The sequence below is a fragment of the Spirillospora sp. NPDC049024 genome (assembly GCF_040649235.1).
Taxonomy (GTDB): Bacteria; Actinomycetota; Actinomycetes; order Streptosporangiales; family Streptosporangiaceae; genus Spirillospora.
In genome coordinates, this window is the sequence record NZ_JBEZFD010000005.1 from 1 (window position 1) to 26,371 (window position 26,371).

The 26,371-nt window shown below is 71.8% G+C and carries 19 protein-coding genes; 12 read left to right on the plus strand and 7 right to left on the minus strand.

The annotated features are described in order from the left end of the window. Positions 1–51: 51 nt before the first annotated feature. Positions 52–3,420, minus strand: a complete 3,369-nt coding sequence (locus AB0C21_RS10525; RefSeq protein WP_500203752.1) for an NACHT domain-containing protein — start codon at positions 3,418–3,420, stop codon at positions 52–54. Between the two features lie 180 nt (positions 3,421–3,600). Here AB0C21_RS10525 and drmA point away from each other — a divergent pair, with 180 nt between their 5' ends. The 5 genes from drmA to AB0C21_RS10550 all read left to right on the plus strand — a co-directional run bounded on the left by drmA (position 3,601) and on the right by AB0C21_RS10550 (position 13,751). Further along, positions 3,601–7,437 (plus strand): DISARM system helicase DrmA, encoded by a 3,837-nt coding sequence (gene drmA / locus AB0C21_RS10530; protein ID WP_500203753.1) that lies wholly within the window; start codon positions 3,601–3,603, stop codon positions 7,435–7,437. Then, entirely contained in the window at positions 7,434–9,332 is a 1,899-nt protein-coding gene (gene drmB, locus AB0C21_RS10535) for a DrmB family protein (RefSeq protein WP_500203754.1), read from the plus strand. The genes drmA and drmB overlap by 4 nt, the downstream gene beginning before the upstream one ends. Before the next feature lie 221 nt (positions 9,333–9,553). Further along, positions 9,554–10,363 (plus strand): DISARM system phospholipase D-like protein DrmC, encoded by an 810-nt coding sequence (gene drmC / locus AB0C21_RS10540; RefSeq protein WP_500203755.1) that lies wholly within the window; start codon positions 9,554–9,556, stop codon positions 10,361–10,363. Then, the gene (locus AB0C21_RS10545) at positions 10,360–12,204 is read left to right on the plus strand and encodes an N-6 DNA methylase (protein ID WP_500203756.1); all 1,845 of its coding nucleotides are present in this window, start codon (positions 10,360–10,362) and stop codon (positions 12,202–12,204) included. The genes drmC and AB0C21_RS10545 overlap by 4 nt, the downstream gene beginning before the upstream one ends. 8 nt (positions 12,205–12,212) lie before the next feature. Then, complete coding sequence (locus tag AB0C21_RS10550) at positions 12,213–13,751, plus strand: serine/threonine-protein kinase (RefSeq protein ID WP_500203757.1); 1,539 nt, start codon at positions 12,213–12,215, stop codon at positions 13,749–13,751. Positions 13,752–13,812: 61 nt separating this feature from the next. Here AB0C21_RS10550 and AB0C21_RS10555 read toward each other — a convergent pair whose 3' ends face one another. Further along, a complete protein-coding gene (locus tag AB0C21_RS10555) occupies positions 13,813–14,286 on the minus strand; it encodes a GNAT family N-acetyltransferase (protein ID WP_500203758.1) in 474 nt (157 codons plus the stop codon). Positions 14,287–14,390: 104 nt separating this feature from the next. After that, complete coding sequence (locus tag AB0C21_RS10560; RefSeq protein ID WP_500203759.1) at positions 14,391–14,774, minus strand: nuclear transport factor 2 family protein; 384 nt, start codon at positions 14,772–14,774, stop codon at positions 14,391–14,393. Positions 14,775–14,881: 107 nt separating this feature from the next. Between AB0C21_RS10560 and AB0C21_RS10565 the strand changes: the two genes are divergently transcribed. Beyond that, positions 14,882–15,490 (plus strand): TetR/AcrR family transcriptional regulator, encoded by a 609-nt coding sequence (locus AB0C21_RS10565; RefSeq protein WP_500203760.1) that lies wholly within the window; start codon positions 14,882–14,884, stop codon positions 15,488–15,490. A gap of 170 nt (positions 15,491–15,660) precedes the next feature. Continuing rightward, positions 15,661–16,140, plus strand: coding sequence for a suppressor of fused domain protein (locus AB0C21_RS10570; protein ID WP_500203761.1), 480 nt, complete (start codon positions 15,661–15,663; stop codon positions 16,138–16,140). On the opposite strand, the gene AB0C21_RS10575 is transcribed toward AB0C21_RS10570, so the two are convergent. Beyond that, complete coding sequence (locus AB0C21_RS10575; protein ID WP_500203762.1) at positions 16,094–18,055, minus strand: SpoIIE family protein phosphatase; 1,962 nt, start codon at positions 18,053–18,055, stop codon at positions 16,094–16,096. The two genes, AB0C21_RS10570 and AB0C21_RS10575, sit on opposite strands and share 47 nt — an antisense overlap. A 372-nt stretch (positions 18,056–18,427) precedes the next feature. Here AB0C21_RS10575 and AB0C21_RS10580 point away from each other — a divergent pair, with 372 nt between their 5' ends. The 3 genes from AB0C21_RS10580 (at position 18,428) to AB0C21_RS10590 (ending at position 20,578) form a co-directional block, all read left to right on the plus strand. Beyond that, positions 18,428–18,805, plus strand: a complete 378-nt coding sequence (locus tag AB0C21_RS10580; protein ID WP_500203764.1) for a hypothetical protein — start codon at positions 18,428–18,430, stop codon at positions 18,803–18,805. After that, complete coding sequence (locus AB0C21_RS10585; RefSeq protein ID WP_500203765.1) at positions 18,799–18,924, plus strand: hypothetical protein; 126 nt, start codon at positions 18,799–18,801, stop codon at positions 18,922–18,924. Before AB0C21_RS10580 ends, AB0C21_RS10585 begins: the two co-directional genes overlap by 7 nt. 202 nt (positions 18,925–19,126) lie before the next feature. Further along, the gene (locus tag AB0C21_RS10590) at positions 19,127–20,578 is read left to right on the plus strand and encodes a DHA2 family efflux MFS transporter permease subunit (RefSeq protein WP_500203766.1); all 1,452 of its coding nucleotides are present in this window, start codon (positions 19,127–19,129) and stop codon (positions 20,576–20,578) included. On the opposite strand, the gene AB0C21_RS10595 is transcribed toward AB0C21_RS10590, so the two are convergent. The 3 genes from AB0C21_RS10595 to AB0C21_RS10605 form a co-directional block, all read right to left on the minus strand. Beyond that, positions 20,551–21,099, minus strand: coding sequence for a hypothetical protein (locus AB0C21_RS10595; protein ID WP_500203767.1), 549 nt, complete (start codon positions 21,097–21,099; stop codon positions 20,551–20,553). The two genes, AB0C21_RS10590 and AB0C21_RS10595, sit on opposite strands and share 28 nt — an antisense overlap. Before the next feature lie 183 nt (positions 21,100–21,282). Continuing rightward, complete coding sequence (locus AB0C21_RS10600; protein WP_500203768.1) at positions 21,283–23,439, minus strand: TerD family protein; 2,157 nt, start codon at positions 23,437–23,439, stop codon at positions 21,283–21,285. A 72-nt stretch (positions 23,440–23,511) separates the two neighbouring features. Beyond that, a complete protein-coding gene (locus AB0C21_RS10605; protein ID WP_500203769.1) occupies positions 23,512–24,771 on the minus strand; it encodes an acyltransferase family protein in 1,260 nt (419 codons plus the stop codon). A gap of 143 nt (positions 24,772–24,914) precedes the next feature. On the opposite strand from AB0C21_RS10605, the gene AB0C21_RS10610 reads away from it, so the two are divergent. Both AB0C21_RS10610 and AB0C21_RS10615 read left to right on the plus strand, forming a co-directional pair. Next, positions 24,915–25,442, plus strand: coding sequence for a VOC family protein (locus tag AB0C21_RS10610; RefSeq protein ID WP_500203770.1), 528 nt, complete (start codon positions 24,915–24,917; stop codon positions 25,440–25,442). Positions 25,443–25,504: 62 nt separating this feature from the next. Then, positions 25,505–26,173 (plus strand): nitroreductase family protein, encoded by a 669-nt coding sequence (locus AB0C21_RS10615; RefSeq protein WP_500203771.1) that lies wholly within the window; start codon positions 25,505–25,507, stop codon positions 26,171–26,173. The last annotated feature ends 198 nt before the right edge of the window (positions 26,174–26,371 follow it).

The window sequence follows — 26,371 nt, forward strand, 5'->3', positions numbered from 1 at the left end:
CCTCAACGCCTTCGAGATCACCTTCGAAGGCCGCCTGGCCGCCGCCCGCAACTAGACCCCGCAAGATCGAGTTACACCGTTAACTGGACAGACCCGGAGAAACGCCTCCATCGTCGTCGCTCTGCTTCGGCGTCTCGGAGGTGCCCCGTTGTACGCGTCTGCGGGTGCGGCGAACGAGCGCTCTAGATTGGCGCAGGCCCAAGCTGTGCCAATCATGGCGTCCATGCTCAGCCTGCCCAGATCGTCGGCGAAGACGAGGCGCGCCAAGCTCAGGGCGTATGCGAGGTTCTCGTGGATCGGATAGAGCCGAGGAGGACGGGCCTTGGCGAAGGCGAGGGCGAATGAATGGAGTCGCGCGCTTTGCAGTGCGAGGTAGAGTTCACGGGCGTGGTCGCGAGCTTGCTCGTCATCGGCGTCGGCGACGATGCCGCGCAGTGTCCCGGCCGATTTGATTAGGCGGCCGAGTGCGCGATCGACATCTAGAATGCGATCAATGTTGGCGTAGCGGAGGATCCCGCTGGGTGGGCGGACGTCGATGTTGGGCCCGCCGCGCGCGAAGCGGGCAGTGACCCGGTGGCCGAGAGCCGTGTCGATGCTCTCGACGATTTGGTGTGCGGTGTCGGAGCCGGGGCGGTAGCCGGGGAGGTCCGGCCCGAGGGCCCTGGCGAGGGCGCGCGCGTCGGCCAGGTCGCGTTCGAGGCCATCGCTCAGTACCTCTTCGAGGGGCCCGAAGAGGCGCTCGGTGTCGATGCCGCTCCCGAGGGGACTCCTGAGAATGTGGTCGAGGGCTTGTGCGGGGAGGTCGTCCCGGACGGTGTGGTGAAAATGAAGACGGAGAACGTCGAACAGAACGCCGACCAGGTTGTTCGTGCTGTTTTCCCTGTAAGCGGGAGCCCGCCGCAGCCGGGGACCGAGATCGTGGCCCTGTTCCAGGCCGAACCTCTCGGCGTAGCGGAGAGCCTGGTCGCGGAGGCGGTCGAGGTCGAGATCATCCGCCTGGCCGGGGAGGTCTTCGAAGCCGAGGTCGACGGCACGCTCGAAAGCGCGTTCGCGCAGCGGGGCGCGGACCGGCTCGCTGGCGAGGCTGAGGTCCAGGGCGAGGTCGAGGGCATGGAGCAACCGGTCCTCGGCCCGACCGAGGTCACGGGGCCTCGCGAAGGCCAGCAGGTCGACGAAGGTGGTCGGCACCGCGGACGGGAAAAGCCGGAAGAGGACATGGGCGTGCCGGAGGATGAGGGCAGGATAGGCGTCGAGTTGTCGCCCGGAGGGCCGGTGTGGAGAGACGGTTGGTGAGAAGGGGACGAGGCGCACCTGACCGTGGTCGTCGGCCCAGTCCTGATCCGCGGCGTAGAGGATCACCTTGGCCCCGACTCTGGTTCTTCTTGAGAACAGGTCTTGGCCGAGGATCTGGCGTGCCTCTGCCAGCGTGGGTAGACGATAGTCGGTTCCATCGCCGAACAGGCCATTGAGCCAGATGAGAAAGTCCTTGATGTCCCTGGTCCACAGGTCGGCGGACACGTCGGCCGGCAGGTGGCGGCCGCCCATGCGGGCGCGGCAGCGCGCCCAGAGGTCGTCTGAAACGGGGTGAGTGCAGACGCGGGTGCCGTCGTCAAGGGCATGGGTGTCCTGCAAGGTCCGCGCGGCGACGACTCCGTCCAGCAGTCGCCTCTCATCGGCATCACGGGGTGCGGTTCTCAGGAGCCGGTCGAGGCGGGTGCGCAGACCGGGATCGAGTTCGCGTGCCTCCTCCGCGCAGGCGTAGGCGAGGTTGAGCGCGGTGACCGTCCGGTCCTCCAGACAGGCTTCGACGACGGGGCTGGCGTCGGCGCGGGCGGCCCAGAGAAGCGTCACCTCCCGCCACCAGGGGGTGCTGACGTTGTCCATGAGGAGTTGGCGCCGGGACGCGTGTGCGGGCACCAGCATGGAGGCCAGGTACTCCTGCAAGGTGAGGTGCGCGAAGCCGTACCGGCCGTACTGGTGCTCTAGTAGCAGACCGCTGCGCTTGACGTGGATGAGGAAGGCTGCGGGAGTGATGTCCGGCGCGGTTCGCTCCAGGACGGTGCCGATGGCGCGCTCGGCCTCTCCAGCCGGGATGTCGCGCAGTTCGCGCCGCATCATGTACCAGGCCAACTCCTGGACGATGCGCTCCTTCTTCTCTCCGCTCATGCCGTCCACATCGGTGTCGCGGAGGTTCTTGGCCTCCTGGCGGCGGTGGAGGAGGACCTGGCACACCTCCTCGTAGAGCGCGACCCGGCTGCCGGGCAGGCTGCCGCGGTACCGGTGCACATTCGCGATCATGGTTAGCAGCAGCGGGTTCGCGGCCAGGTCCGAGAGCGTGGGACGGCCGCTGACCCGCCGGAACAGGTCGTCGGCGGCCTCCGAGGCGAGCCGGTCGATCTCCCGTGGATCGCCCTGCCGGGCGCGATGCTCGATGGCCCGGTACCAGGCATGCAGGAAGTCGCGGATCTGCCGGCTGGTGAACCGCTGCACCTGGAGGACGTCGGCGCGAGACAACCGGTTGGCGTCATATCCGACAGGGCGGGACGTCACCACGAACGCGTTGGCCGGGTAGCGGCTGATCTGGTCTTCCACCCACTGGACCACACGGCCGCGGTCCCTCGAGTCGGCCACCTCGTCAAGCCCGTCCAGCAGGACCACACAGCGACCCCGCCTCAGCCGCTCCTCCAGCCACTCGGCCGAGACCGCGTCGTTCAGCCACGGCGCGGTCACCGCGATCTGTGCCAGCCCTTTGGGTTCCTCCGTAGCGATCTCTTCAGCGTGGTCGCGCAGATACAACAGCAATGGGAGCTGTAGCCGACGCCTCCATCCGCGCCGGCGCCGCTCCGCGATCTCCAGTGCCGTGTGCCGGACCAGCGTCGTCTTCCCGGATCCTGCGGCGCCCAGGACCGCGAGCACCCGACCTGGGGCCAGGAAGGACGCCAGCGAGGCGCGCCGCCCGGCTTCCGGAGAGGGCACCGAGCCGATGCCGGTGTCGGCGACGGCCTCGGTCACCGGTCGCGGCCGCAGCATCACGTCCACGTAGACCTGGCGGGTCCGCAGGACGTACTCGGCTTGGGTGACCAGCCCGATCGTCTCCATCTGGTCGACCGCCGAGCGCATCCGCCGCAGATAGGCGCGCCGCGATCCCTTCCGCCGCCCTGCCAGCGGGGGAGAGGACGGCGCCGCGTCCGGGGCGGGCGCGGGGGGTTGCGGGGCGGCCTGTGCCAGTGCGCCTGAGACCGTGAACACCAGCGCCAGGTATCCCCAGCTCCAGCTCAGCTTGCCGTTGTCGTAGATCTGGTTGACCGCGACGCCCGCCGCGACCGCCAGCGACGCCCCGACCAGAGCGCGCCCTACGAATCTCAGCTTCCGCACAGCAGTCAGCCCCCGGCCGCTTGACGACAAGACCAGCAAATCCACTTAACCGCGTAGTTCCGCCGTGTGCCGGAGAGTCGCCGATCCGATACCGGCCACCCGGGGGATGGTGGGCGGTTGGCCGATTTCGGTCGGGAGGGAGCGCGGTTCGGCGATGCGTGGCCGCAGTGTCGGTGGGATGTGCTTGTGTAGCGAGTACACGACATCGACTGCCGGAGGCGCGGCGTGAGTGATGATGACGGGGGCCTGTTCCCGCAGCCGGGGGACGTGCAGCTCTCGCTGGTGAAGGGGGAGCCGGCCGAGGCGAAGGCGCCGCTGGACGTCCCGCAGGCGTTCGCGGAACGCACGTCGTTCGAGGTCCGCGACGAGTTGGAGAAGCTCGTCCGGCTCGACCTCCTGGGGCCGTGGGGCGGCCGCGAGGAGACGTTCGCGCCCAAGGCGATGGGGCCGCGCGAGCGGTACCTCGTCGGGATGCTCGGACCGCGCCCGTCGGCGGCGTCCACGATCGAGAACGCCGGCGAGATGCCCGACCCCGAGGTCGGGACGGGCGGCGACGCGGCCGAGGGGCAGCTGCCCGAAGTCCTCAGTCCGCAGGCGCTCGGCAAGATCTGGGCGTCCTCCATGGGGCTGTCGTTCTGCGTCCCCGGTGACGTGGACGCGGTCGTGGTCAAGGCGGCGTGGGGCCGCTACGAACTCCGCGAGGAAGAGGACGAGGAGGGAAAGAAGCTCCGCGTCTGGTCGCGCAAACAGGAGGACCGCGAGGAGGAGGTTCGGCTCGACGCTGAGGAGTCGTACAAGATCCCCCTGACCGGGGAGCACGAGGACGCACCCGGCGTGCTGCTCAGCGTGAGCGTTCGGACCAGGGACGGCAGCCGCGTTGTGGAGGTCGCTCTCGTCAACCAGCAGAGCGAACCCGAGGCCAACAAGGACACCGCCTGGCTCTTCCAGCCCGAACTGACCGTGACGGCACTCGACGGAGCCAAGGCGATCTTCCTCCCGGTCGACGACCCCGCCGACGACCTGGAGGCGGTCGGGGACGACTCTGAGGAGCTGCACCTGCGGCTGCTCTATCGGAACGAGCGCCGCTATGCCGCCGGGCGCAACGTCGCAGTCCACGCCGACGTGGCCGATGGCCGGCGAGTGGCGCACCGGCTCACCACGACCTGGCTGCCGGTCTACAACGTGCCTGCCACGATCGCGCCGACCGGCCCCGGCACCCCGCTCGAGCACGTCGTTCTGTCCATGGACGACCTCGCCGAGGCATCGCCCGCGCAGATCGAACAAGGACTACGGCCCCTGGTCGACGGATACGGCGCCTGGCTGAACGAGAGGGAAGCCGAGATCCCGGGGCTGCCGGCCCCGCTGCGGGAGGCCGCGACCAAGGCCGTCCACCAGGCCCGCAGAGCGGCGAACCGCATCGCCGCCGGGGTGACGCTCCTGTCCGACCCGACCAGCCCGCGCCACAAGGAGGCTCTGGACGCGTTCCACTTCGCCAACAAGGCGATGGCCCTCCAGCGCCGCCACACCGCCATCGCGCCCCTGCGGGAAGAGGGGCTCGGATACGCCGAAGCCCTGGCACGCGTCGAGGCGCGAGGGGAGGCCGCCGCGAGCTGGCGGCCGTTCCAGCTGGCGTTCGTCCTGCTCAACCTGCCGTCGCTGACCGACCCGAGCCACCCTGAGCGCGCCGCCGATCACACCGCCCTGGTCGACCTGCTGTTCTTCCCGACCGGCGGCGGCAAGACCGAGGCCTACCTGGGGCTCACCGCCTACACGTTCGCCATCCGCAGGCTTCAGGGCACCCTGGGGGCCGCCGAGGACGCTCGCGACGGAATGGCGGGCGTCGCTGTGCTCATGCGGTACACGCTGCGGCTGCTCACCGCGCAGCAGTTCCAGCGGGCCGCCGCCCTCGTGTGCGCGGCCGAGATCATCCGGCGGGACGACCCCGCCACCTGGGGAGAGGAGAGGTTCCGCATCGGGCTCTGGGTCGGCGCTGGAGTGTCGCCCAACTGGTTCAAGGACGCCAAGGAGCAGGTCATCGAGGCGCGCGACCAGGGCAGCGGCCACCGTGCCAACGTCCTGCAGACGCTCGCCTGTCCCTGGTGCGGCGAGGAACTACGGGCCGAAAAGGACCTCGACATCGACGAGGAGCGGCGCCGCATCCTGCTGTACTGCCCGCGCGGGGAAGGGGACGCCTGCCCGTTCTCCCGCAGGATGGCCAACCACGAAGGCCTTCCGATCCTCACCGTGGACGAGGAGATCTACCGGTACGCGCCCAGCCTCGTCATCGCCACCGTCGACAAGCTCGCCCAGCTCCCCTGGAGGGGCTACGCCGGGATCCTCTTCGGACGCACCCGGAGCCGCTGCGACCGGCACGGCTACCGCCACGACGACCTCGACGAGAAGACCGGCTGCGCCGGCAAGCACAACAAGAAGGGCTCGCTTCCGGCGGTCAGCGCCCGGCCGGTCGCGAGGCTCCGCCCGCCCGACCTGATCATTCAGGACGAGCTGCACCTCATCTCCGGTGCGCTCGGCACCACGGTGGGCCTGTTCGAGGCCGCCGTGGCGGAGCTGTCGTCCTGGCCGTTCGAGGGACGCCGCACCGGGCCGAAGATCGTCGCCTCCACGGCCACCACCAAGCGGGCGCGCGAGCAGGTCCGCGGCGTCTTCGGCCGCGAGCTGGCCGTGTTCCCGCCGCAGGTGACCGACGTCGCCGACACGTTCTTCTCCCGCCAGGAGCCGGTCACCCCGAAGACTCCCGGCCGGCGCTACCTCGGCATCTGCGCGCACGGCGTCCGCATCAAGTCCGCCGAGATCCGGCTCGCCGAGATCCTCCTGCTGGCCGGTCAGACCCTCTTCGACAAGTACGGCGAACCGGCCGACCCCTACATGACCATGGTCGGCTACTTCAACGCCACTCGCGAGCTGGCCGGCATGCGCCGCTACCTGGACGACGACGTGACCACGCGCGTGCGCCGCCACGGCAGGGCCAAGGGCCTGGCGAACCGGATCGTGCAGCGGGGCGGCATGCTCACCATCCAGGAGCTGACGTCCCGCATCTCCTCCGGCGACATCAGCGACGTCCTCAAGCTGCTGGAGCACGGCTTCGACCCCGAGATCGACACCTCCCGCCGCCGCACCGAGATCGGGGCCGACATGCGGCGGTTCCTCCAAGAGCAGCGCGACTCCAAGGCGAAGGCGAAGGCGGCCCCGCAGCATCCGCTCACCCGCCGGTTCTACGATCGGAACCGTGCCGGGCTTCAGCCGGTGGACGTCGTGCTCGCGACGTCCATGCTCCAGGTCGGCGTGGACGTGTCCCGCTTCGGTCTGATGGTGATGGTCGGCCAGCCCAAGAACACCGCCGAGTACATCCAGGCGTCGTCCCGGGTAGGACGCGACGCCGACCGGCCCGGCCTGGTCGTCACCCTCTACAACTGGTCCCGGCCCCGCGACCTCGCCCACTACGAGGACTTCGAGCACTACCACTCCACCTTCTACCGGCAGGTCGAGGCCCTCTCGGTCACCCCGTACACCCGCCGCTCCCTCGACCGGGGCACGGCGGGGACGCTCGTCGCCGCCGTCCGGCACGCCGCCGAGGAGTTCTCCCGCAACCCCGACGCGTTCGACGTCGACCGCGCCGACCCGCGCGTGGAGGAGATCGTCGACAGGATGCTGGGCCGGGCCGAGGCCGTCGCGGGTGAGCGAGGGCGCGGCTACCTCAAGGAGCGCATCGAGGTCGTCCTCGACGCGTGGGAGGCCCGCAAGACGGTCGGCAGCGCCCGGCTCGGCTACCAGGACGGCACCTGGAACAAGCAGACGATCAGGGGGCTGCTCCGCCCGGCCGGCAACGGCCGTTGGGAGACCATGACCGCCGGCATGTCCATGCGGGAGACCGAGAACGAGATCAACCTGCTCTTCCCGGGCGGCGAAGGCATCTTCCACCCCGTCTACAACGAGCCGGAGTGGTCGTTCGGCCCGCCCGCCGACCCCGACGAGGACGAGCCCGAAGGCGACGAGCTCGGCCAGTCCGCCCTTGACGCGCCGAACGCCAGGGAGACTCGATGACCGAGACCGCGTTCTTCCGCCGCCGTGTCGGCAGCGTCCGCCCGAGCCACCTGATGTTCACCGCGGGTGTCGGGGCGCTGATCGACCTGCCGAACTTCTCCGTCCTGGTCAAGGGGCTGGACGACTGGAGCCACCAGGGCCTGCCCGAGGCGCTGCCGATCGACGAGCCCCGGCTGCTCGCCGCCGTCCAGCAGAGCATCGGCAAGAGCGTCCAGAAGCTGATGCCCGCCCCCTGGATGGAGGGCCTCGACAAGGACCCGACCGGCCCGGCGTCCCGGATCGGCGTGCCCGTCGCGCCGTTCCCCGGCTGGCTGCGCTGCACCGCCTGCAACGAACTCGGCGGCCTCGACTCGCAGGTCTTCGGCTTCGAGAACTCCAACGCCCGCAAGCCGCACGAGGCCCGCTTCTACCACGACAAGTGCAAGAAGCGTAAGCCGCTCGCGGTCGCCGCCCGCTTCGTCCTGTCGTGCACGAACGGGCACCTCGACGACTTCCCGTACGCCCACTTCGTCCACCGCGGCGGGACGTGCCCGAACGCAAGCCACCCGCGGCTGCGGATGGACGACCGGGGCGGCAACCTCGGCGCCAACGTCGAGATCAAATGCGTCAACTGCGGGGAGCACCGCAACATCCGCGACGCGCAGGGCAAGCGCGGCGAGGGGAACCTGCCGCGCTGCCGCGGCCGCCACCCGCACCTGGCCGTCTTCGACCCGCAGGGCTGCGACGAGGCGCCGAAACTGCTGATCGTCGGCGCCTCCAACCAGTGGTTCGCCAAGAGCCTCGCCGCCCTGGCGGTCCCGCCGTCCGGCGCGAGCGCGCTGGACGCCAAGGTCGAGCTGAAATGGGAAGCCATCAAGGACCTCCCCGAGACGATGTATCCCTACGCGCGGGAGCACGTCCCGGCCTTCAAGGAACTCGACCAGTGGAGCAACGAGGAGATCGCCGAGGCCGTCGCTCGGCATCGTGCCAAGCTCGCGGGGGCGGGTGAGGAGAAGACGACCGGCCACGTTGACCTGCGCACCGCCGAGTGGGAGGTCTTCTCCGCCGAGAAGCTCCCCGACCCGAACACCGACTTCACCCTCCGGCGCGGCTACCCGTCGGTCCCGGACGAGCTGACCGGCATCTACGCGGACGTCGTGCAGGCCGAGCGGCTCCGCGAGGTGCGGGCGCTGATCGGCTTCACCCGCCTGGACGCCCCCGACCCGGAGGACCCCGACCTCGTGAAGCTCGTCCGCCTCTCCCGGTCGAACCCCTCCTGGGTCCCGGCCAGCGAGGTCCGCGGCGAGGGCATCTTCCTCAAGGTCCCCGAGGACCTCCTCCAGGCATGGGAGGAACGCGTCGAGAAATCCGAGGCTCTGCGCCTGCACCAGGACGCCTACGCGCGGCACCGCCGCAACCGCTACTCCGACCGCATCGCCACCATGTCGGAGTTCGACGAGATGGCGCACTGGCCCGGCGCCCGCTTCATCGCCCTGCACACCCTCTCCCACCTGCTGATCCGCACCATCGCCCTCGAATGCGGCTACAGCTCGGCGAGCCTGTCGGAACGCATCTACTCCGGCACGGAGGACGACCCGCACCGCAGCGGCATCCTCATCTACACCGCCGTCCCCGACGCGGAGGGCACGCTCGGCGGTCTCGTCTCGCTCGCCGAGCCCGAGCAGCTCGTCCGCCTCACGCGTCGGGCGCTCGCCGACGCGCGGCACTGCTCCTCCGACCCGCTGTGCGCCGAGCGGCTCCCGCACGCCCCCGCCGACTTCCTGCACGGCGCCGCCTGCCACGTCTGCCTGTTCGTGTCGGAGACGACCTGCGAACGCGGCAACAGGTTCCTCGACCGCCGCTTCGTCGTCCCCGTCGCGGGAGCCGACCTCGCCCTCTATCCGGAGCTGCCGTGAACGCCGCGCCACGGCCGATGCCCATCGGGTCGATGCCCATCGGGTCGATGTCCCTCGGGGCGACGCGGTGTCGGGGCGACGGGCCTTGGGGCGATGCGCGGCGGTGCGATGCGCGGCGGTGCGATGCGCGGCGGTGCGACGGGCCTCGGGCCGATGCGCGTCGGGTGGAGAGGCCTCGGGTCGATGCGCGTCGGGCCGGGAGTCGGTGAGGGGATGCATCCGTGAGCGCTATCGAAGATGACGACTTCTTCGACGACGGCGACGGTCTGCACGAAGACGACGAAGCCACGCCTCTCGACAGATTCGAACGGGCCGCGCGCGGGTCCGCCGCGCGGCTCTCCCCGGACGGATTGCGCACCCTGGCCGAACTCTTCGACTGGTCGTCGCCCTTCTCCGTCATCCGCGCGAGCGTGCCGGGGTTCGAGGAGCAGGCGGATGCGATCATCTCGGCCTCCCAGCAGGAGGATCTGCCCGTGTGCGCCGTCGCCGCCTACCTGCGGGGCATGGCGGCGGGCCTGGAGAGGGCGGCCGTGGAGGTCGAGCCAGTGTGGAGCGGGCCCACTGAGCACGGGGTCCCCGTACGGGCCACGGCGCAGGTGCTGTCCCGGCTCGTCCGGCGCGCTCGGCACGAACTCCTGCTCATGACATACTCTGCCAAGCCATACCAGCCGCTGAGGGAGGCGCTCGCCGACGCCGTCGAACGAGGGGTCGTCTCCCGGGTCGTCGTGGAGACCCTCCAGGGGGCGGGCAGCGCGATCTCCGGTGCGGAGCCCGCCGCCGCCTTCCACGGGCTGGGCGTCGAACTCTGGCACTGGCCCGTCACGCGGAGGGCGGAGGAGAAGGGCCGGATGCATGCCAAGATCGCTGTCGCGGACCGCCGTGAACTCCTCGTCTCCAGCGCCAACCTCACCCAGTCCGGGGTGAACAGCAACATCGAGGCCGGGCTGCTGGTGCGCGGCGGTACCGCACCGGAACGGGCCGCCGAGCACTTCGACGCGCTGCGCGCCGCCGGGGTCCTGGAGCGGCTGTGAACGAGGACGTCGTGCTCGTCAGCGCGGCCGAGATCGCCCGGCTGACCGGCTTCGGGCGGGCGGCGGTGAGCAACTGGCGGCGCCGGTACGAGGACTTCCCCCAGCCGGCGGGCGGTACCGCCAACAGCCCCCTGTTCGCCCTGCCGGACATCGAGTCGTGGCTCAACGGCCAGGGGAAACCCCTGAAGCTGACGCCCGAGGAACGGCTGTGGCAGCTGCTGCGCACCACCACGGACGATCTCCGCCTCGGCGAGGTCGTCGGCGACCTTGGCCTCGATGTCTACCTTCAGGAGCGCGGCGTCACCGTCGCGCCGAGCCTGGTCGCCGCCGCGCGTGAACTCCGGGAGCGGCGCGGCCCCGGCACCTTCGAGTACCTCGTGCGGCGCCTCGTCGAAGCCCACGCCAGGCGCATCGTCCCGACACCGGTGGCGACCGCGCAACTGATGGCACGGCTCGTCAGGGTGAAGGGCCGCACCGTCTACGACCCGGCGTGCGGCCTCGGCGACCTCCTGCTCACGGCCCAGAACGGGGGAGCGGCCGGCCTCGCCGGGCAGGACCGGCAGCCGTACGGGGTCGGGATCACCCGCACCCGCCTCCACCTCCACGGTGACAGCGACGTGCGGGTCGTCCTCGGAGACTCGCTCGCCGCCGACGGATTCCCGGATGCGCGCTTCGACGCCGCCCTGTGCGACCCGCCGTTCGGAGACCGGGCCTGGGGATACGACGAGCTTTCCGGTGACCCCCGCTGGGTGCACGGGCTGCCGCCGCGCGGCGAGCCCGAACTGGCCTGGGTGCAGCACGTCCTCTGGCACCTGCGGCCCGGCGGCGAGGCCGCCGTGCTCATGCCGGCCGCCGCCTCGCACCGCCGCTCCGGCCGCCGCATCCGGGCCGCCCTGCTGCGCACCGGGGCCCTCCGCGCGGTCCTCGACCTGCCCGCCGGGGCCGCGGCCGGGTCTCCCGCGACGCCGCATCTCTGGCTACTGCGCCGCCCCGCCGACGGCGACCCGCTGCCCGCCCACGTGCTGGTCCTGGACGCCGCCGCCGAAGACCCCGACGTGGTCGTCTCGCGCTGCACCCGCTTCCTGGACGACCCTTCCGAGGAGACCGGCCCCGGTCGCGGGGTTCCCCTGATCGAGCTGCTGGACGAGGAGGTGGACCTCACCCCGGCGCGCCTCCTGCGCGACGGCGCCGGAATCCTGGCCGGCTACGAGGAGGCGCGGAGCCGGCTCCGGGAGCGGCTGGCCGAGGTCAACGCCCTGGCCGACCGGCTGACGCCGCTCGTGGGAGGCGGCGGGCAGAGTGCCACCACCCTCGCCGAGCTCATCCAGGGCGGCGCGGTCGAACTGCTGAACCCGCCGCTCGCAATGGACCTCGGCGGCGGGGACGTCCCCGTGCTCACCGGAAAGGACATCACCGTCGGGCGCGGCCCCTCCGCACGCACCGCGCCCGCGCCCGGCCTGCTGATGCTCCGTCCCGGGGACGTGGCCGTAGCCCAGACCGGGCGACGGATCAGCCCCCGGGTGATCGACGCCGGTGACATCGCGGCGGGGCCCCAGGTGCAGGTCCTCCGGCCCGACCCGAGCCGCTGCGCCCCCTACTTCCTTGCCTGCTTCCTGCGCGCCGCCGGCCTGCCCGGCGGCACGGCCACCTCGTCCCGCGCCGACCTGCGCCGGATCCGACTCCCCCTCGTTCCGGTCGAGGAGCAGCGTGAGCACGGGGCCGCCTACCGCCGCCTGGCCGAACTGTCCGAGGCCCTGCACGACCTTGCCGCCGCGGGAGACGAGACGGTCGCGCTCGGAATCGAGGGCCTTGGTGGCGGCGGGCTCCGCTCCGGCGGTTGAATGGCGCCGTGACGACCATCGCCGGCCGCTACGCACTGGACCCCGTCCACATCGGGAAGGGCGGGATGGGCGAGGTCTGGGGCGCCACCGACACCCGGCTCAGACGCCGCGTGGCCGTCAAGTTCGTCCGGTTCGGCGACGACCCGGAACTGGTGCGGCGGTTCGTCAGGGAGTCCCAGCTCACCGCGCGCATGGGCCATCCCGGGGTGCCCGTCCTCTACGACGCCGACAAGGTCGCGGGCGGTCCCTTCGACGGACGTCTCTACCTCGTCATGGAACTGGTCGAGGGCGTCAGCGTCGATGACCTGGTCGCCGAGCACGACCCCCTTCCAGTCGGCTGGGCCGCCGCGATCGCCGCGCAGGTCTGCGCCGTGCTCAGCAACGCGCATGGCAAATCGCTCGTCCACCGGGACCTGAAGCCGAGCAACCTGATGGTCGACGTGCACGGCGCGGTCAAGGTCCTGGACTTCGGCCTCGCGGTCGCCCTGGACGCCGACGAGAGGTCCCGGCTCACCAGCACCGGCCAGGCGCTCGGCACCCTCGCCTACATGGCACCCGAGCAGTTCAGGGGGCGGTCCGGCCCTGCGAGCGACCTTTACGCGCTGGGGTGCGTCCTCTACCAGATGCTGAGCGGCCGCAGCCCGTTCGAGGCGACCGACCGCGTCTCGTTCATGCACGCCCACATCTACGAGGACGCGGTTCCCGTGGGCCGCCTGCGCGGCGACGTCCCGCCCGACCTGGACGCCCTCGTCCGGCGGCTGCTCGCCAAGGCGCCGGAGGCCCGGCCCGCATCCGCCGACGAGGTCTTCGACGTCCTGTACCCGTACACGTCCGGCCTGGAGGAACTGCCGGGAGCCGTGCGTGCCGGACGCAGCCCCCTCCGCATGTACGCCGACATCGCCGGCCGAACGCTCGCGAGCCGCTCCGGGACCGCGCCCGGCCCGGCCGCGCCCGCGCCCGAACCAACCGGGGCGAAGCAGCCCGCGGACTCGTTCAGCCTCGGCGACCTGGCTCGGGCCCGGCGCAGCGCCGAGCGGCTCATGCGCGAGTCACGCTTCGAGGAGGCGGCACGGACCCTCCGCCGCACGTCAGCACGAGCCGAGAGCGCCCTCGGCGGCGAGCACTCCGAGGTGATCGCGCTCCGGGGCGAACTGGCCGACGTGCTCTTCAACGCCGGGGACTACGCGGCCGCGGCCTCCGCCTTCCATGCCCTCGCCGAAGGCGCGGCCCGGCGTGACGGCAACGGCTCCGAGACCGCCCTCCGGCTCCGTTTCCAGGAGGCCAACAGCCGGGCGCTCGGCGGCGAGATCGACCGGGCCCTGGCCCAGCTCAAAGACCTCATTGGCGATGAGGCCCGGTTCTTCGGCAAGGACGACGAGAGAGTCCTGGAGCACCGCCGCCAGTTGGGTCTGCTGCTCCATGGTGCCGGACGCGACGCGGCCGCTGCCCGCGTACTGCAAGAGTTGGCAGCCGACTTGGAGCGGCTGCGCGGCCCGGACGACCGGACGCTCCAGAACGTACGCGAAACCCTCGCCCGCATCAGCTGATGGCTCAGGAGGTATCTCCAGCTTCCGTCCGGCCCGGACGTAGTGGGCGGCGCCGCCCGGCTTATGGCCTGCTGTCCGGTTGCCAGTGGAGTGTCATGTCGGGGAGGTTCTCCATGTTGCGGGTGCCGTCGTTGGTGTCGACGACGGTGAAGCCGTGGTGCTCGTAGAACGCGCGGGCCTCGGTGTTCTGCTGGAAGACGCGCAAGGACACTCCGCCAGGGCTGTGCCGTCTTACCTCATCGAGCAGGAGTGTTCCGATGCCCTGCCGGCGCATGTCCGGGCGCAGGTAGAGGTGTTCGAGCATGTCGCGGTCGAGGGCCGCGTAGCCGTTGATCTGCGTGTCGCGCACGGCTACCCAGACGCGGCATTGCTTGAGCAGGACGTCCCTTATCCAGGCGACCACCTGGTCGTGGCTGTGCTCTGGGGGAGGTAGGTACGGCATTGTCGCCGACCGGGAGGTCAGGTGGATGTGCGCGATCTCGGCCGCATCCGCCTCTGACGCGAAGCGGATCCGGGTCCGGTCGTCGACATTCATGCCGGGAACCTGCACACGACGAGAACTCGCACAGTCCGAGATCGTACAAGCTCGGCAAGTCGCGGCCCTCTGTCCGACTCCGATCAAGAGCGCCGGTCAGCGCACTAGGTGAGTAGCTCTTTGGGGCTGGTCATGGTCGGGAAGCCTGTGCTGGCGCCCCGCATTTCGGCGAAGCGGCCGTTCTCGAAGCGGAAGATCTCGAACAGTTCGGGCTGCGTGTCGCCGTTCGGTAGGGGGAGCCCCTCGACGGTCGAGCGGACGGCCGCCCTGTCGCCGTCGACCAGGATGTCCCGGGCGACGACCCGGATGTCGGGGAAGCGGGCGACGAGTGCCGTCCAGGCCGCCTTGCCCGCCTCGAATCCGGTGGTGCCGAGAGGGTGGCTGAAGAAGTCAGGGATGTGCAGGGCGGCGGCCTCGTCGAATCGCCGGCTGTTGAAGCACTCCTGCAATCGTCGCACCAGGGCGGTCGCGTCCTCGCGTGTGGTCATCGGCTTCGTCTCCTTGTGGCCGGTCATGGGCGGCATGCCTAAGCGGTGCGCCGCCCCGGTTAATCACAGACTATACGGTGTGCCGCCCCGGTTATGCTGATGCCGACATGCCAAGCCAGCCACCTGAGCCCCAGCCGCCGGCGGCTCCCCGGCGCGACCGGGAGCTGCGGGCCGACGCGCGCCGCAACCGCGAGCGGGTCCTGCGGACCGCTCAGCGGCTGTTCGCGACGGAAGGCCTGGGCGTCTCGCTCGACGAGATCGCCCGCCGCGCGGGTGTCGGCCCCGGGACCGTCCACCGGCACTTCCCGGCCAAGGAAGAGCTGTATCTCGCCGTCGCGACCGACATGCTGGAAGGGCTGGTCAAGGAGGCGGAGACGCTCGCCGCCACCGGCGATCCTGAAGCGGTGTTCACGCTGCTGGCCCGGATGATGGCCTCCGGCGCCGAGAACGTGGCCGTGAAGAGCGCGCTCGAGGCCGCCGAGTTCGACCTGCGCACCGCCGCCCCGGACGTCGCGGCAGACCTCACCCGCCATGTCGCAGAGCTGCTCGCAAGGGCCCAAGCGGCAGGCGTCGTGCGCGGCGATATCACCGCCGACGAGGTGATGGCCCTGGTCGCCGGAGCCTTCGCCGCCATCCGCCACGCCGGCGCGGAGACCAGCCGCGACCGCTCGGCCCGAATCGCCCAACTCATCCTGGACGGCCTACACCCCCGGTGACGTCTGAACCGTGGGCGGGGTTGGTGCGTCGGGTTGGGGTGTAAGGGACGGGATGCTCAATCTGGACGGGTGGAACGCGATCGACGGGGTGCTCAAGGCGCGGTACGGGGACGCGGAGCGGTTGGAGTGGGACGCGCCCGTGCCGTACCGGCCGATGGGGCCGCTGGGCGATGGGGCATCTGGAGAACCTGGCGTCGTACGTGGTGAAGAGCGGCAACGACTTCCGGCCAGGGCACTGCATCGAGTTCCCGGACGGGCTCGATCCCGAGCGGCCGGACTCGGCCGTGCGGGCCGGGGCGCTGGTGCTCGACCCGGAGCTCGGGCGGGCGGAGACGGCGCTCGGGGACATCGCGTTCCTGCAGTTCGTCGGCCTCACCACCGACGAGCTGCACGCGGCGCAGTCGTGGCGCGTGCAGGGGCTCGTCGAGGCCATGGCGCCGCACCTGCCGCTGCTGGTCACCGACCTCGGACGGATGTCGCTGGCCGACGTGCCCGGGGTCGCGGCGGCGGTGCGCGAGGGCTCCGCGCGGGACGGGTCGGGGACCGGGTTCCTGTTCTTCCAGCGGCTGGCCGCCGACACCTCGCGCGGCGTCACGTGGTCGACTAGCCGGGTTCGGTCGTCGTGTGGGGGAGGGCGACCATCGACATGACGTGTTGGGCGGGGCTGCCCGTTGGGGCGTAGAGGAGGAACGGGCGGCCCGGGGCGTCGGTGCGGGTCTCGGCCTCGAAGAGGACGGCGACGCCGGCGCTGGACAGGTGGGTGACGCCGGTCAGGTCGACGGTGAGGGGGGTGGTGCCGCCGCGGGTGCGCACCACGAGCTCCTCGCGCAGCTGCTCGGCGGTGGCGGAGTCGACCGGGCCGTCCAGCCGGATCCGCTGCGGCCCCGATGTGGGCTGCTCCAGGATCAGCAGCAGTTCCGGCAGGTCGTCCGACGCGGGCGGCGGCGCGACCTCCCCGGCGGTGAGCAGCCGCGCCGGGCGGGTCAGCCGGTGCCGGACGGTCGCCGTCGTCCCGCGCGGCCCCGTCTCGACGTGCAGGTCGTCGGCGAAGTCGCTCGCCATGGCCAGGCCGCGGCCGCGGTCCTCGGTGGGCTGCCACGGCTCGCGCCAGTGGCCGTCGTCGGCGACCTCGACCTCCACCATGCCGCGCCCGGTGCACTCGGCCCGCACCCGGACGGCGCCGGGCGTGCCGTTGTAGGCGTGCTCGACGGCGTTGGTGACCAGCTCGCCGACCGCGTGGCGCAGCAGGATGACGTCCTCGGCGCGGGTGCCGAGGTCGTACAGCCACTCGTCGAGCGCCTTGCGGGCGGCGGGGATCGCCTCCGACTCGGCCGGCAGGTCCAGCAGCAGCGGCGCCGGAGGGGCGGTCCGCTGCGCGGCCAGCAGCGCGATGTCGTCGTCATGCCCGGACGTCCTGACCAGCAGTTCCAGCGTCTGGGTCGTGAGGCGGTCGACGGCGGCGAGCCAGTCCTCGCGCAGCACCCGGCCGGCGGCGACGTCCGCGGCGACGCGCGCCAGCTCGGCGGTGCCGGCCACGACCTCCTCGCCCGACCGGCGCACGATTCCGTCGCTGTAGAGGAGGAGCTGGTCGCCGACGTCCAGGTGGTCCTCGGCGAGCGGGAAGCCGGTCCCGGAGCCGAGCGGCCCGCCGCCCGACGAGCGCAGGAACCGGGCGGGGCCCGCGGACGGGATCAGCAGCGGCGGCGGATGCCCCGCCGTGCAGTACGTCAGCCGCCCGTCGGCGGGGTCTAGGGCGGCGACGCACAGGGTCGCCGCCCGCGCGGCCGGAAGCCGCGACGCCAGCCGGTCGACGGCGGCGAGCGCCTCGCCGATGTCGCCGCTGTGGTCGAGCCGGTCCTCCAGGACGGAGCGGATCCGCCCCATCGCCGCCGACGCCTCGACGCCGCGCCCTGCCACGTCCCCGACCACGAGGGCCGTCCGGCCGTCCGGCAGGGGGACGGCGTCGAACCAGTCGCCGCCCGCGGCGGTCCCGCCGCCCGCGGGCAGGTAGCTGCCGCCGAGCTGGAGGCCCGGCAGGATCGGCAGGCCCGCCGGGAGCAGCTGCCGCTGGAGCACGCCGACGACGTCGACGGGCTCGCCCGGGTCCCGCTCCGCCTCGGCCGCCCGCCGCCGCGCCGCCTGCCGGTCCCGCACCCGCTCGGTGACGTCCAGCGCGAACGCCACGAGCCGGACCACCTCCCCGGTGGGGGACTTCTGCGGGACGATCGTGCAGTCGATGTAGACGTCCTCGTCGTCACCGGTCGCGCGGGGCAGCTGGACGCGCCACTCCCGCGCCGTCACGGTCTCCCCCGTGCGGAACGGGCGCTCGAGCAGCTCGAACAGCTGCTGGGCGACGAACTCGGGGAACAGCTCGGAGGCGGAGCGTCCGAGGACCTCGTCCCGCGCCACCAGCGCGCGGTAGGCGGCGTTCACCGCGACCAGGCGGTAGTCGCCGGGATTCTCGACCGCGGCCACCGCGGCCGGGATCGCTTCGAACACCTCGCGGACGATCCGTGCATCGCCGGTGATCCTGTCCATGTCCTCGTCGCCTGGGGAGTCCTGCATCAACCCTCCGGATGGTCACCCTCCGTGCGTCCCTTTGTTTCCGACACATCCGGGTTAACACCTTGTGACGCACTGGGTGCGCAAGCAGCGGTACCCGCTTGCGCCGAGGAGATTCATCTCACACCGAGGCCATTTCACGCCAGGGCCCGCGGGCTCTCCCGGGCGCCCCGGAAGCCTTTCATGACCTGTGATGATCTTTGTTGCGGAACGGTTCCTTCCGCTTCCGCCGCGCCGCGCCCGGCCGGACCAAGATCGCTTGCGGGTCCGGCGCGCCCGGTGCCAACCTTGGTCCGTCCGCACGGCCGGTTCCGGTCACCTCGACCGGACCAATGTCGCGCGGGCGTGCTGCTGGACTCACGAAAAGGGGATCACGTGAAGTACCGCAAGCTCATCCCGGCCCTCGTCGGCACCGGACTGGCCGCGGGCGTGCTCGTCACCCCGGCCGCGGCGTCGGCCCAGGCCCGCCCGGACGGGGGCGTGTCCGTCAACGCGACGCACCACAAGTCCGCCAAGTGCAAGTCCCCCAAGGGGAAGAAGATCAACATCTCCTGGGGCGACGGCAACGTCTCGACGACCGTCTACTACAACAACCACTGCTCCCAGAAGCGCGCGATCGAGCTGGAGTTCGTCCGCGAGAACGGCACGCGCTTCAACAAGTGCTTCGTGGCCCCCGCCAAGAAGAAGGGCCACAAGAAGATCGACAACAGCAACCCGAACAAGGTCAGCATCCTGTCCAAGGGTTCGTGCTGAGCCGGTCCGGCGGTAGCCGGACCAAGACCTGCAAGACCTCGGTCAAGGCCGACGGCAAGGGCCACAAGGAGTTCCAGGCCGCGTCCATCGTGTCCATCCGGGACCTCGGCCGCGCCTGATCCGAGCCACGGAAGGGGCGTCCACCCGACACGGGTGGGCGCCCTTTCTCGTCGCGTGGGCCCTCCCGATCGCACGCGGGCGGTCAGCGGAGAACCCGACGGAACCGCCCCCGGACCGGGCCCGGGTCCTAGGCCGATCGGACGTCACCGACCGGGACCGCCGACCGACGCGCCGCGCCCGCCCGGCGGCCAGCATGGACGCATGACCGCAGCAGACCTCAACGCCAAGGCGACGGCGCGGCCGGCCACGGCGACGACCCCGGGGTGGGCCGCGCTGCTCGCCGCGTCGATCGGCCAGTTCCTCGTCGTCCTCGACATCTCCGTCGTCAACGTCGCCCTGCCGCACATCCGCGAGGGCCTCGGGCTCGGCGTCACCGGCCTGCAGTGGGTCGTCAACGCCTACATGCTGGCCTTCGCCGGGTTCCTCCTCCTCGGCGGGCGCGCCGCCGACCTCTACGGCCGCAAGCGCGTCTTCCTCGCCGGCCTCGGCCTGTTCACCCTCGCCAGCCTCGCCGGCGGGTTCGCGCAGGACGGCGCCATGCTGGTCACGGCCCGCGCGTTCCAGGGCCTCGGCGCGGCGATCCTCGCGCCCGTCACGCTGTCGCTCGTCACCGCGACGTTCCCCGAGGGCCCCGCCAGGACGAAGGCGATCGCGACGTGGACGGCCGTCGGCACCGCTGGCGGCGCGACCGGCGGCCTCGTCGGCGGGCTGCTGACCGACTACCTGAGCTGGCGCTGGGTGCTGCTGATCAACGTCCCGGTCGGCGCGGTCCTCGCCGTGATCGCCGCCCGCTGGCTGCGCGCCGAGCGCGAGACGGCCGGGCGCCGCCGCCTCGACCTGCCCGGCGCCGTCCTCGTCACCGCGGGCGTGGGGCTGCTCGCGTTCGGCATCGGCGAGATCGGCGACCACGGCTGGAGGGGCGTGCTCCCGCTCGGCGCGGGCGTCGTCCTGCTCGCCGCGTTCGTCGCGGTCGAGTCGCGCGCCCCCGAGCCGCTCGTCCAGCTGCGGCTGTTCCGGCTGCGCAGCGTCGCGGTCGGCAACCTCGCGACCCTCGTCGCGACGATGGCGGGCTTCGCGCTCTGGTACTTCCTGTCGCTCTACATGCAGAACGTCCTGCACTACAGCGCGGTCCGCACCGGCCTGTCGTTCCTTCCGCACACGGCGGGGATCATCCTCGGGTCGCGGCTCGCGCCGCCGCTGATGGCGCGGCTCGGCGTCCGGCGCCTCGCCGGCGTCGGCGGGCTCCTGGCCGCGGCCGGGTTCGCCTGGCAGAGCCTCGTGCTGGACGCCGATGGAACGTTCCTCACCGCGATCCTCGGACCGGGCGCGACCATGGCCTTCGGCTTCGGCCTCCTGATGACGCCGCTGGTGGAGGCCTCGACCAGCGGGGTGCCCTCCGCCGAGGCGGGCGCGGTCGCGGGCGTCGTCAACACCTCCCGCACGATCGGCGGCGCGATCGGGCTCACCGTCCTCGGCACCACCGCCGCGCACGCCGGGCCGGACCTCGTGGACGGCTACTCCGCCGCGTTCGTGGTCGCGGCCGCCATCACCGCCGCCGGCACCGCCATCGTCCCGTTCCTGCCGCGGCCCCGCGCCGAGGAGGAGGGCGAGCGGCGCCAGCGGCCTCAGTCCGAGGCGGACGCCATCGCGTGACGCACGGCGCCGGCCGCGACGACCGCCCACACGATGACGGCGGGCCACAGCAGGACCTCGCCGAGCGTCCCGAGCCAGGGGACGTCGCAGGTCTTCCCCGCCGTCATCGCGCTGACGGCGGTCATGCCGAGCGCGACCGTCAGCATGAACGCGGAGCCGGGCACGCGCCGGCCGAGGCGCCGCAGGACGCGCGGCAGCAGCACCGCCCACAGCACGGCCGCGAGCCCGAGCAGGACCGCGGCCGCCACGGGACGGGAGATCGTCGCCGCGCCGTCGCCGAGGACGCCCGTCGCCGCCACGGCCGTCAGCGCGGCGGGCGTGGACGTCTCCTCCCGCAGGCGCGCGCCGCCGCCCGCGACGAGCCCGCCGAACACCACCGCGAGGACGACCCAAAGGAGAGCGGTGACCGCCAGCAGCACGCGCGCCGCCCACACGAGGCCCGCGAGGTGCAGCCCGACCGCCACGATCCCGGTCGCCATGGCCTCGGGGCCCCACGGGTTGTCCGCCCGATGCTCGCTCACGGAACCACTATGGCCCCCGCACCGGGGGCGGGCCAGGTGGCGGACAAAGGTGCCGGAAAACAGAAAGGGCGCACCGGAAGGCGCGCCCGTTTCTGTCGAAAGCGAGGAAAGCGAAAGGGCTGGTTATCATCTAGAAGTATGAGAAGGAAGCCCCTTCATGGCCTCGCATATTCACCTTAGCAGTCAGGCCGGGACAAGGTCACCCAGATTTTCCGGTGTGTAGACCACCGAGTCCTCGTGCAGGCCCTCCGGGCGTTCCAGGCCGATGAACGTGACCGGTCCGCCGGGCGCCGTGCCGTCCCAGAGGGTGGTCTTCTCGGCGCCGAGGAGGTCCATCAGGTAGCGGACGGTCAGGAAGCGGCGCTCCACGATCCCGCGCAGCAGCATCGAGGTCGTCACCCGGTTGTTCTCGACCCGGTTGAAGTTCGTCCCGCCCTTGAGGTGCAGGTGCAGCCACTTGGCGCTCCACCGGCCGTCGTCGCCGCGCAGGAACACCAGCGGGAGCGCGACCCGGCCGGGCCCGCGCAGTTCCGACTTCATCCGGACGGTCCGCGCCTCGAACGGGCGGCCCTTCTGCTCCGCGTCGCGCAGCATGAACCCGAAGAACGACTCCTCGACGTCCTCGAAGCCCTCCCCGCAGTAGATGTTCACCTGCGGCACGATGAACCGCGCCTTGACCTTGGCCAGGGTCAGGTTGATGAACTCCGAGGCGCCTTCGGGGGCGTCGGTGATATCGCCGGAATGCTCTCCCGCCACGCTCGTGAGGTTGGTGTAGGACAGCCATTCCGGGTTGTCGTAGTCGTCGTCGAGCATGAGCGCGGAAAGGTCGAAGTCCGTCCGCGTCTCGTGCTGCCGCCAGTAGACGAAGAACCGCAGCAGGGCGCCGTCGACGGGCGACACCGAGCCGCGCGGCAGGACGCCGAGGCCGTTCCCGGCGGCCTTCCCGCTGAGCGGCAGCGCGACGTCGAGCGCGTCCGGAGCGACGACGAGGTGCCCGACGGACGGGAGTCGGCCGCGGATCTCCTCGTCCAGCAGCGCCGAGAGCCGCTCCACCGCGGCGGTGTCCAGGGGCGGGCGGGTGTCGGGCATGGCCACGCCGAGGCCGAGCCGGTTGGCGAACAGCCGCGTCCCCCCGGTTTCGGCGGCGCGGTTCAGCAGGTGCTCCCGCACCGACAGCAGCACCCGTCCCGACACGCGGCCGGCCACCGACTCGGCCGTCTTGAGCACCGCGTCCTGGGAGTCCGGTGCGAGGCGCAGCAGCCGGTCCAGGGACCGGAACAGCATCCCGGGCGCGCCCGCCGCCACGCGCGCGGCGCCCGCGACGTCCCCGGACGCCAGGCGCGCCTCGAAGCGCGCCGCGAACGACGGCGCCTTCTTCTCGCCGCGCGCGACCGCGAACACGTCCGCCGCTCCCGCCCACTTCGGGTACTCGTGGGGGTGGAGCCGCTCGCCGAGCCGCTTCCACGGCTCGCGCCAGGCGGCGACGTCGCCGAGCTTGCCGGGGTCGTCGCGGACCACGCCGTCGAGCGCGGCGAGCAGCGCCCGGCGCGTGGGACGCGGCATCGACGCGAACCGCGTGGGCTCCTGGAGGGTCACGTCGCCGTCCGACAGCGCGCACGCCAGGCGCAGCACGTCGGTGACCGTGTCGACGAGCGGCTCGGCGCCGAGCGCGAGGCGGACCCGGTTGACGACGGCGCGGTTCTCCCGGACGGGGATCCGCTCCGGGTGCGGGCCGGAGATGTGGTGCGCGGCGAGCTTCCCGAGCGTGTCGAGGTCCTCCTCGCCGAGCGGGGTGGTGCTCTCCGCGAGGCGCAGGTAGAGCTCCGCGGCCTCCTCTTCGAGGCCGCGCCCGAGGTGCAGGACGGTCACCCGGTCGCTCGCGGCGGCGACCAGTTCGTCCTGCGCCGCCAGCATCTCCTCGTAGGTGTGCTGGTAGCGGCCGTAGCCCTTGAGCGTCAGCAGGTCGAGGACGCCGCCTCGCAGCGACTCGCGCGCCGCCGGTGCGAGGTCGGCGTCCTGCATCGTCTCGTGGAGGAGCCCGAGCCAGAAGTCCAGGGTGTCGGGCACGTTGCGGGGGAAGTCGCGGAAGTAGGAGTTGTGCCGGACGTGGTCGCCCGCCATGTCGCGGACGGTCGCGAGCGTCCGCACCGCGAGGCTCCGGACGGTCTGCTCCGACAGCCCCGACAGCGCGCGCAGGACGTCCCCCGACAGCTTGAAGCCGGCCGACATCAGCGCGGCGTCGAACTGCCGCGCCACCGCCGCCCCTTCTCCGGACGGGCCGGAGGGCGCGGGAATGCGATGCGTGTTCCGGACGACCAATGCCTCAAGCCAGATGTTCACCGCGCCATGGTGACAGAGCACCATAAATTCCCGCATGCCATTAACTGCTTCGCGGTCAATTGACCGTTCGGATCAGGACGCGAGTGCGTGCTGCTCCATCCGCGGATCCGGTGCGGGCGAGCGGGCGAGGCGCCTTCCCAGCCTTTGCGCGGGCGCCTCGATCCAGCGCTGCGAGGCCCAGCTGACCGCGATCAGCACGAGCAGGAAGAGGGCGAGGCCGGCCGCGTCCTCGCGTCCGGAGACGTCGAAGAACTGCGCCGCCACCATCAGCAGCAGCGGATGCAGGAGGTACACCGAGAAGCTGATGGTGCCGAGACCGGTCGCCCACGCGGGGAAGCGCCGGTGCCGCAGCCGCCAGGCCGCCGCGAACGTCGCGGCCGCCGCCAGTACCGCGCCGCACCAGACGAGCTGGGCGTTCCGGCCGTAGGGGGCCGCGTTCCACGTCCCGGCGGCGAGCGCGCCCGTCAGGACCGCGGCGCACGACGCCCCGGCCGCGCGCCGCGTCGTCTGGCCGTGCTCGGCGCGGTGCACGGCGGTGCCCGTGAACATGGCCGCCAGCATGAGCAGGCCCTCCCAGGCGCCGACGCGGCCGTTGACCGCGACCAGCGCGAGGGCGAGCAGCCCGCCGAGCAGCCCGCCCGCGATCCGCGGCGCGGGGCGCCGGGACGACGCCGCCGGGACCGCCACCGCCAGCGCGGCCACCGTCACCGCGACCACCGGGCCCGTGCCCGCGGTGCGCGACAGCAGGGCCGCGGGGGCGTACGCGCCCGTCAGCAGCCCGGTCGCCGTCAGCGCGACCGCCACCAGCGCGACCACCGTGAGGACGACGGCGGCCGGCGCCGAGCGGCGGCTCCCGCCGACCACGAACAGCGCGACGACCAGCAGGTAGAAGGCCATCTCGTAGGACAGCGTCCACAGCACGTTCATCGCGTTCGGGACGTTCAGGACGTCCTGCAGCATCGTCGCGTGCGCCAGGACGGCCGTCGCGGGGGAGTACTCCTCCAGGCCCGCCCTGAGGCCGAGCACGCCCAGCAGGAACGGCAGGACGGCGAGGAAGCACGTCACCGCCAGCAGGGGGTAGATGCGGAAGAAGCGGCCGACCCAGAATCCGCGCACGCTGCCGCGCCGCTCCAGCGAGGCGGGCACGATGTACCCGCTGACCAGGAAGAACACCAGCACGCCGAAGAGGCCGGGATCGAACCAGTCGGCGATCCGCACCCGGAGGTCGGGCAGGTACACGTAGCTGGCGTGGTGCAGCGCCACCGCCAGGGCCGCGGCCCCCCGCAGCGCATCGAGCCACCCAAGTCTGGACGATGCGGGGGAAACCCCCAAGGCGGGAAGCATTCCGACAGAGTAGTAGCTCTTACCTCATCTCTACCATCGAACTCAGGTCTTCCCTGAAACGCATATCTGCCGTGAAATGGACGAGAACGGTTTCCTGTGCGTCGCCTGGAAAGCGGCGGTTTGGAGGGCCAATGCCTGCGATCACGCACCGCTCGACCAGAGAACCCGCGATCAAGTCGCGTTTCCTTTCGCACGGCACGCTCAAGATCACTGATGTGGCGGCGACCCGGCGCTTCTACGAGGAGGTCCTCGGCCTCGAGGTCGTCCAGCCGATGGTGGCGGTGCTCTACGCCCGGCTCGGCGGCGACCACACGTACGTGTGCGTGGAGTCCAAGCCCGACCGCCCCGACATGCCGCTGCTCTACCACAACGGGATCGACGTGGGCAGCGACGGCGAGGTGGACGACGCCTACCGCCGGATCGCGGAAGTGGCCGAGGAGTACGGGGTCAAGGAGCTCAACAAGCCCGTCCGCCAGCACGGGGTCTACTCCTTCTACCTCAAGGACCTCGACGGCAACTGGTGGGAGATCGGCCACCTGCCGCCCGGCGGCTACCGGTTCCGGTTCACCGACGCGCGCAACGACCTCACCGGCCGCACCGACCTCACCCCGCAGGAGGCGAAGGACGTCTTCCTGAACCCGGTCATCGAGGCCGACTGATCCCGCCGGCCCCTGGGCCCCGGCGGTGGGTAGCCCCGGGGCGCCTGGGGACGATGGGGGACATGACGACCGATGAGAGCCGCACGACGCCGCCGCTGAGCCCGGACGAGCTGCTGACCACGACGCGCACCGTGCGCAAGCGCCTCGACCTCGACCGTCCCGTCCCCATGGAGCTGGTCCGCGAGTGCCTGGAGATCGCCGTCCAGGCGCCGAGCGGCAGCAACCGGCAGGGCTGGCAGTGGATCGTCGTCACCGACCCCGGCACCCGCGCCGCGATCGGCGAGCACTACCGGCGCGCGTTCGAGGCCTACGCGCAGGCGGGCGGCACCGGCGCCGCGCGCTACCAGGACGACCCGGAACGCGCCGAGGTCCAGCGCCGCGTCGGGGAGAGCGCCGCCCACCTGGCCGAGCGCATGGGCGACGTGCCGGTCCTGGTGATCCCGTGCCTGCACGTCCCCGGCGGGCGACTGCCGGAGGGCAACCAGGCGGGCCTGTGGGGCTCGCTGCTGCCCGCGGTCTGGAACTACGCGCTCGCGGCCCGGGCCCGCGGGCTCGGCACCGCGTGGACGTCCCTGCACCTGATGTACGAGCGGGAGGTCGCCGAGCTGCTCGGCCTGCCCGAGGACGTCCGCCAGGGCGCGCTCATCCCCACCGCCTACTACACCGGCGACACCTTCCGTCCGGCCCCGCGGGTCCCGCTGGAGGAGATCCTCCACCTCGATCGCTGGTGAGGACGCATAGCAGAGTCTTCCGAGGCCACGTGCCCGGCGGGGCGCGGCTCTTGTCTTATTGGCGTAGCGCCAATAAGCTGCGGTAAGGCTCCAGGTCCTTGCCGGGAGTCCCCGGCGGCCCCGTGTGACCCCCGTCTACGCGCCAGACGCACGCGGGACCGCCGGTCCCCGCCCGTTGGGGAGGATGGCGCAGTTTCA

Bases quoted from the DNA above. Each gene is read 5' to 3' on its own strand.
- AB0C21_RS10590 (WP_500203766.1), top strand. From the start codon at position 19,127: ATGACCGCAGCAGACCTCAACGCCAAGGCGACGGCGCGGCCGGCCACG.
- AB0C21_RS10560 (WP_500203759.1), bottom strand. From the start codon at position 14,774: ATGACCACACGCGAGGACGCGACCGCCCTGGTGCGACGATTGCAGGAG.
- AB0C21_RS10615 (WP_500203771.1), top strand. From the start codon at position 25,505: ATGACGACCGATGAGAGCCGCACGACGCCGCCGCTGAGCCCGGACGAG.
- drmB (WP_500203754.1), top strand. From the start codon at position 7,434: ATGACCGAGACCGCGTTCTTCCGCCGCCGTGTCGGCAGCGTCCGCCCG.
- AB0C21_RS10575 (WP_500203762.1), bottom strand. From the start codon at position 18,055: ATGCAGGACTCCCCAGGCGACGAGGACATGGACAGGATCACCGGCGAT.
- AB0C21_RS10610 (WP_500203770.1), top strand. From the start codon at position 24,915: ATGCCTGCGATCACGCACCGCTCGACCAGAGAACCCGCGATCAAGTCG.
- AB0C21_RS10570 (WP_500203761.1), top strand. From the start codon at position 15,661: ATGGGGCATCTGGAGAACCTGGCGTCGTACGTGGTGAAGAGCGGCAAC.
- AB0C21_RS10565 (WP_500203760.1), top strand. From the start codon at position 14,882: ATGCCAAGCCAGCCACCTGAGCCCCAGCCGCCGGCGGCTCCCCGGCGC.
- AB0C21_RS10555 (WP_500203758.1), bottom strand. From the start codon at position 14,286: ATGAATGTCGACGACCGGACCCGGATCCGCTTCGCGTCAGAGGCGGAT.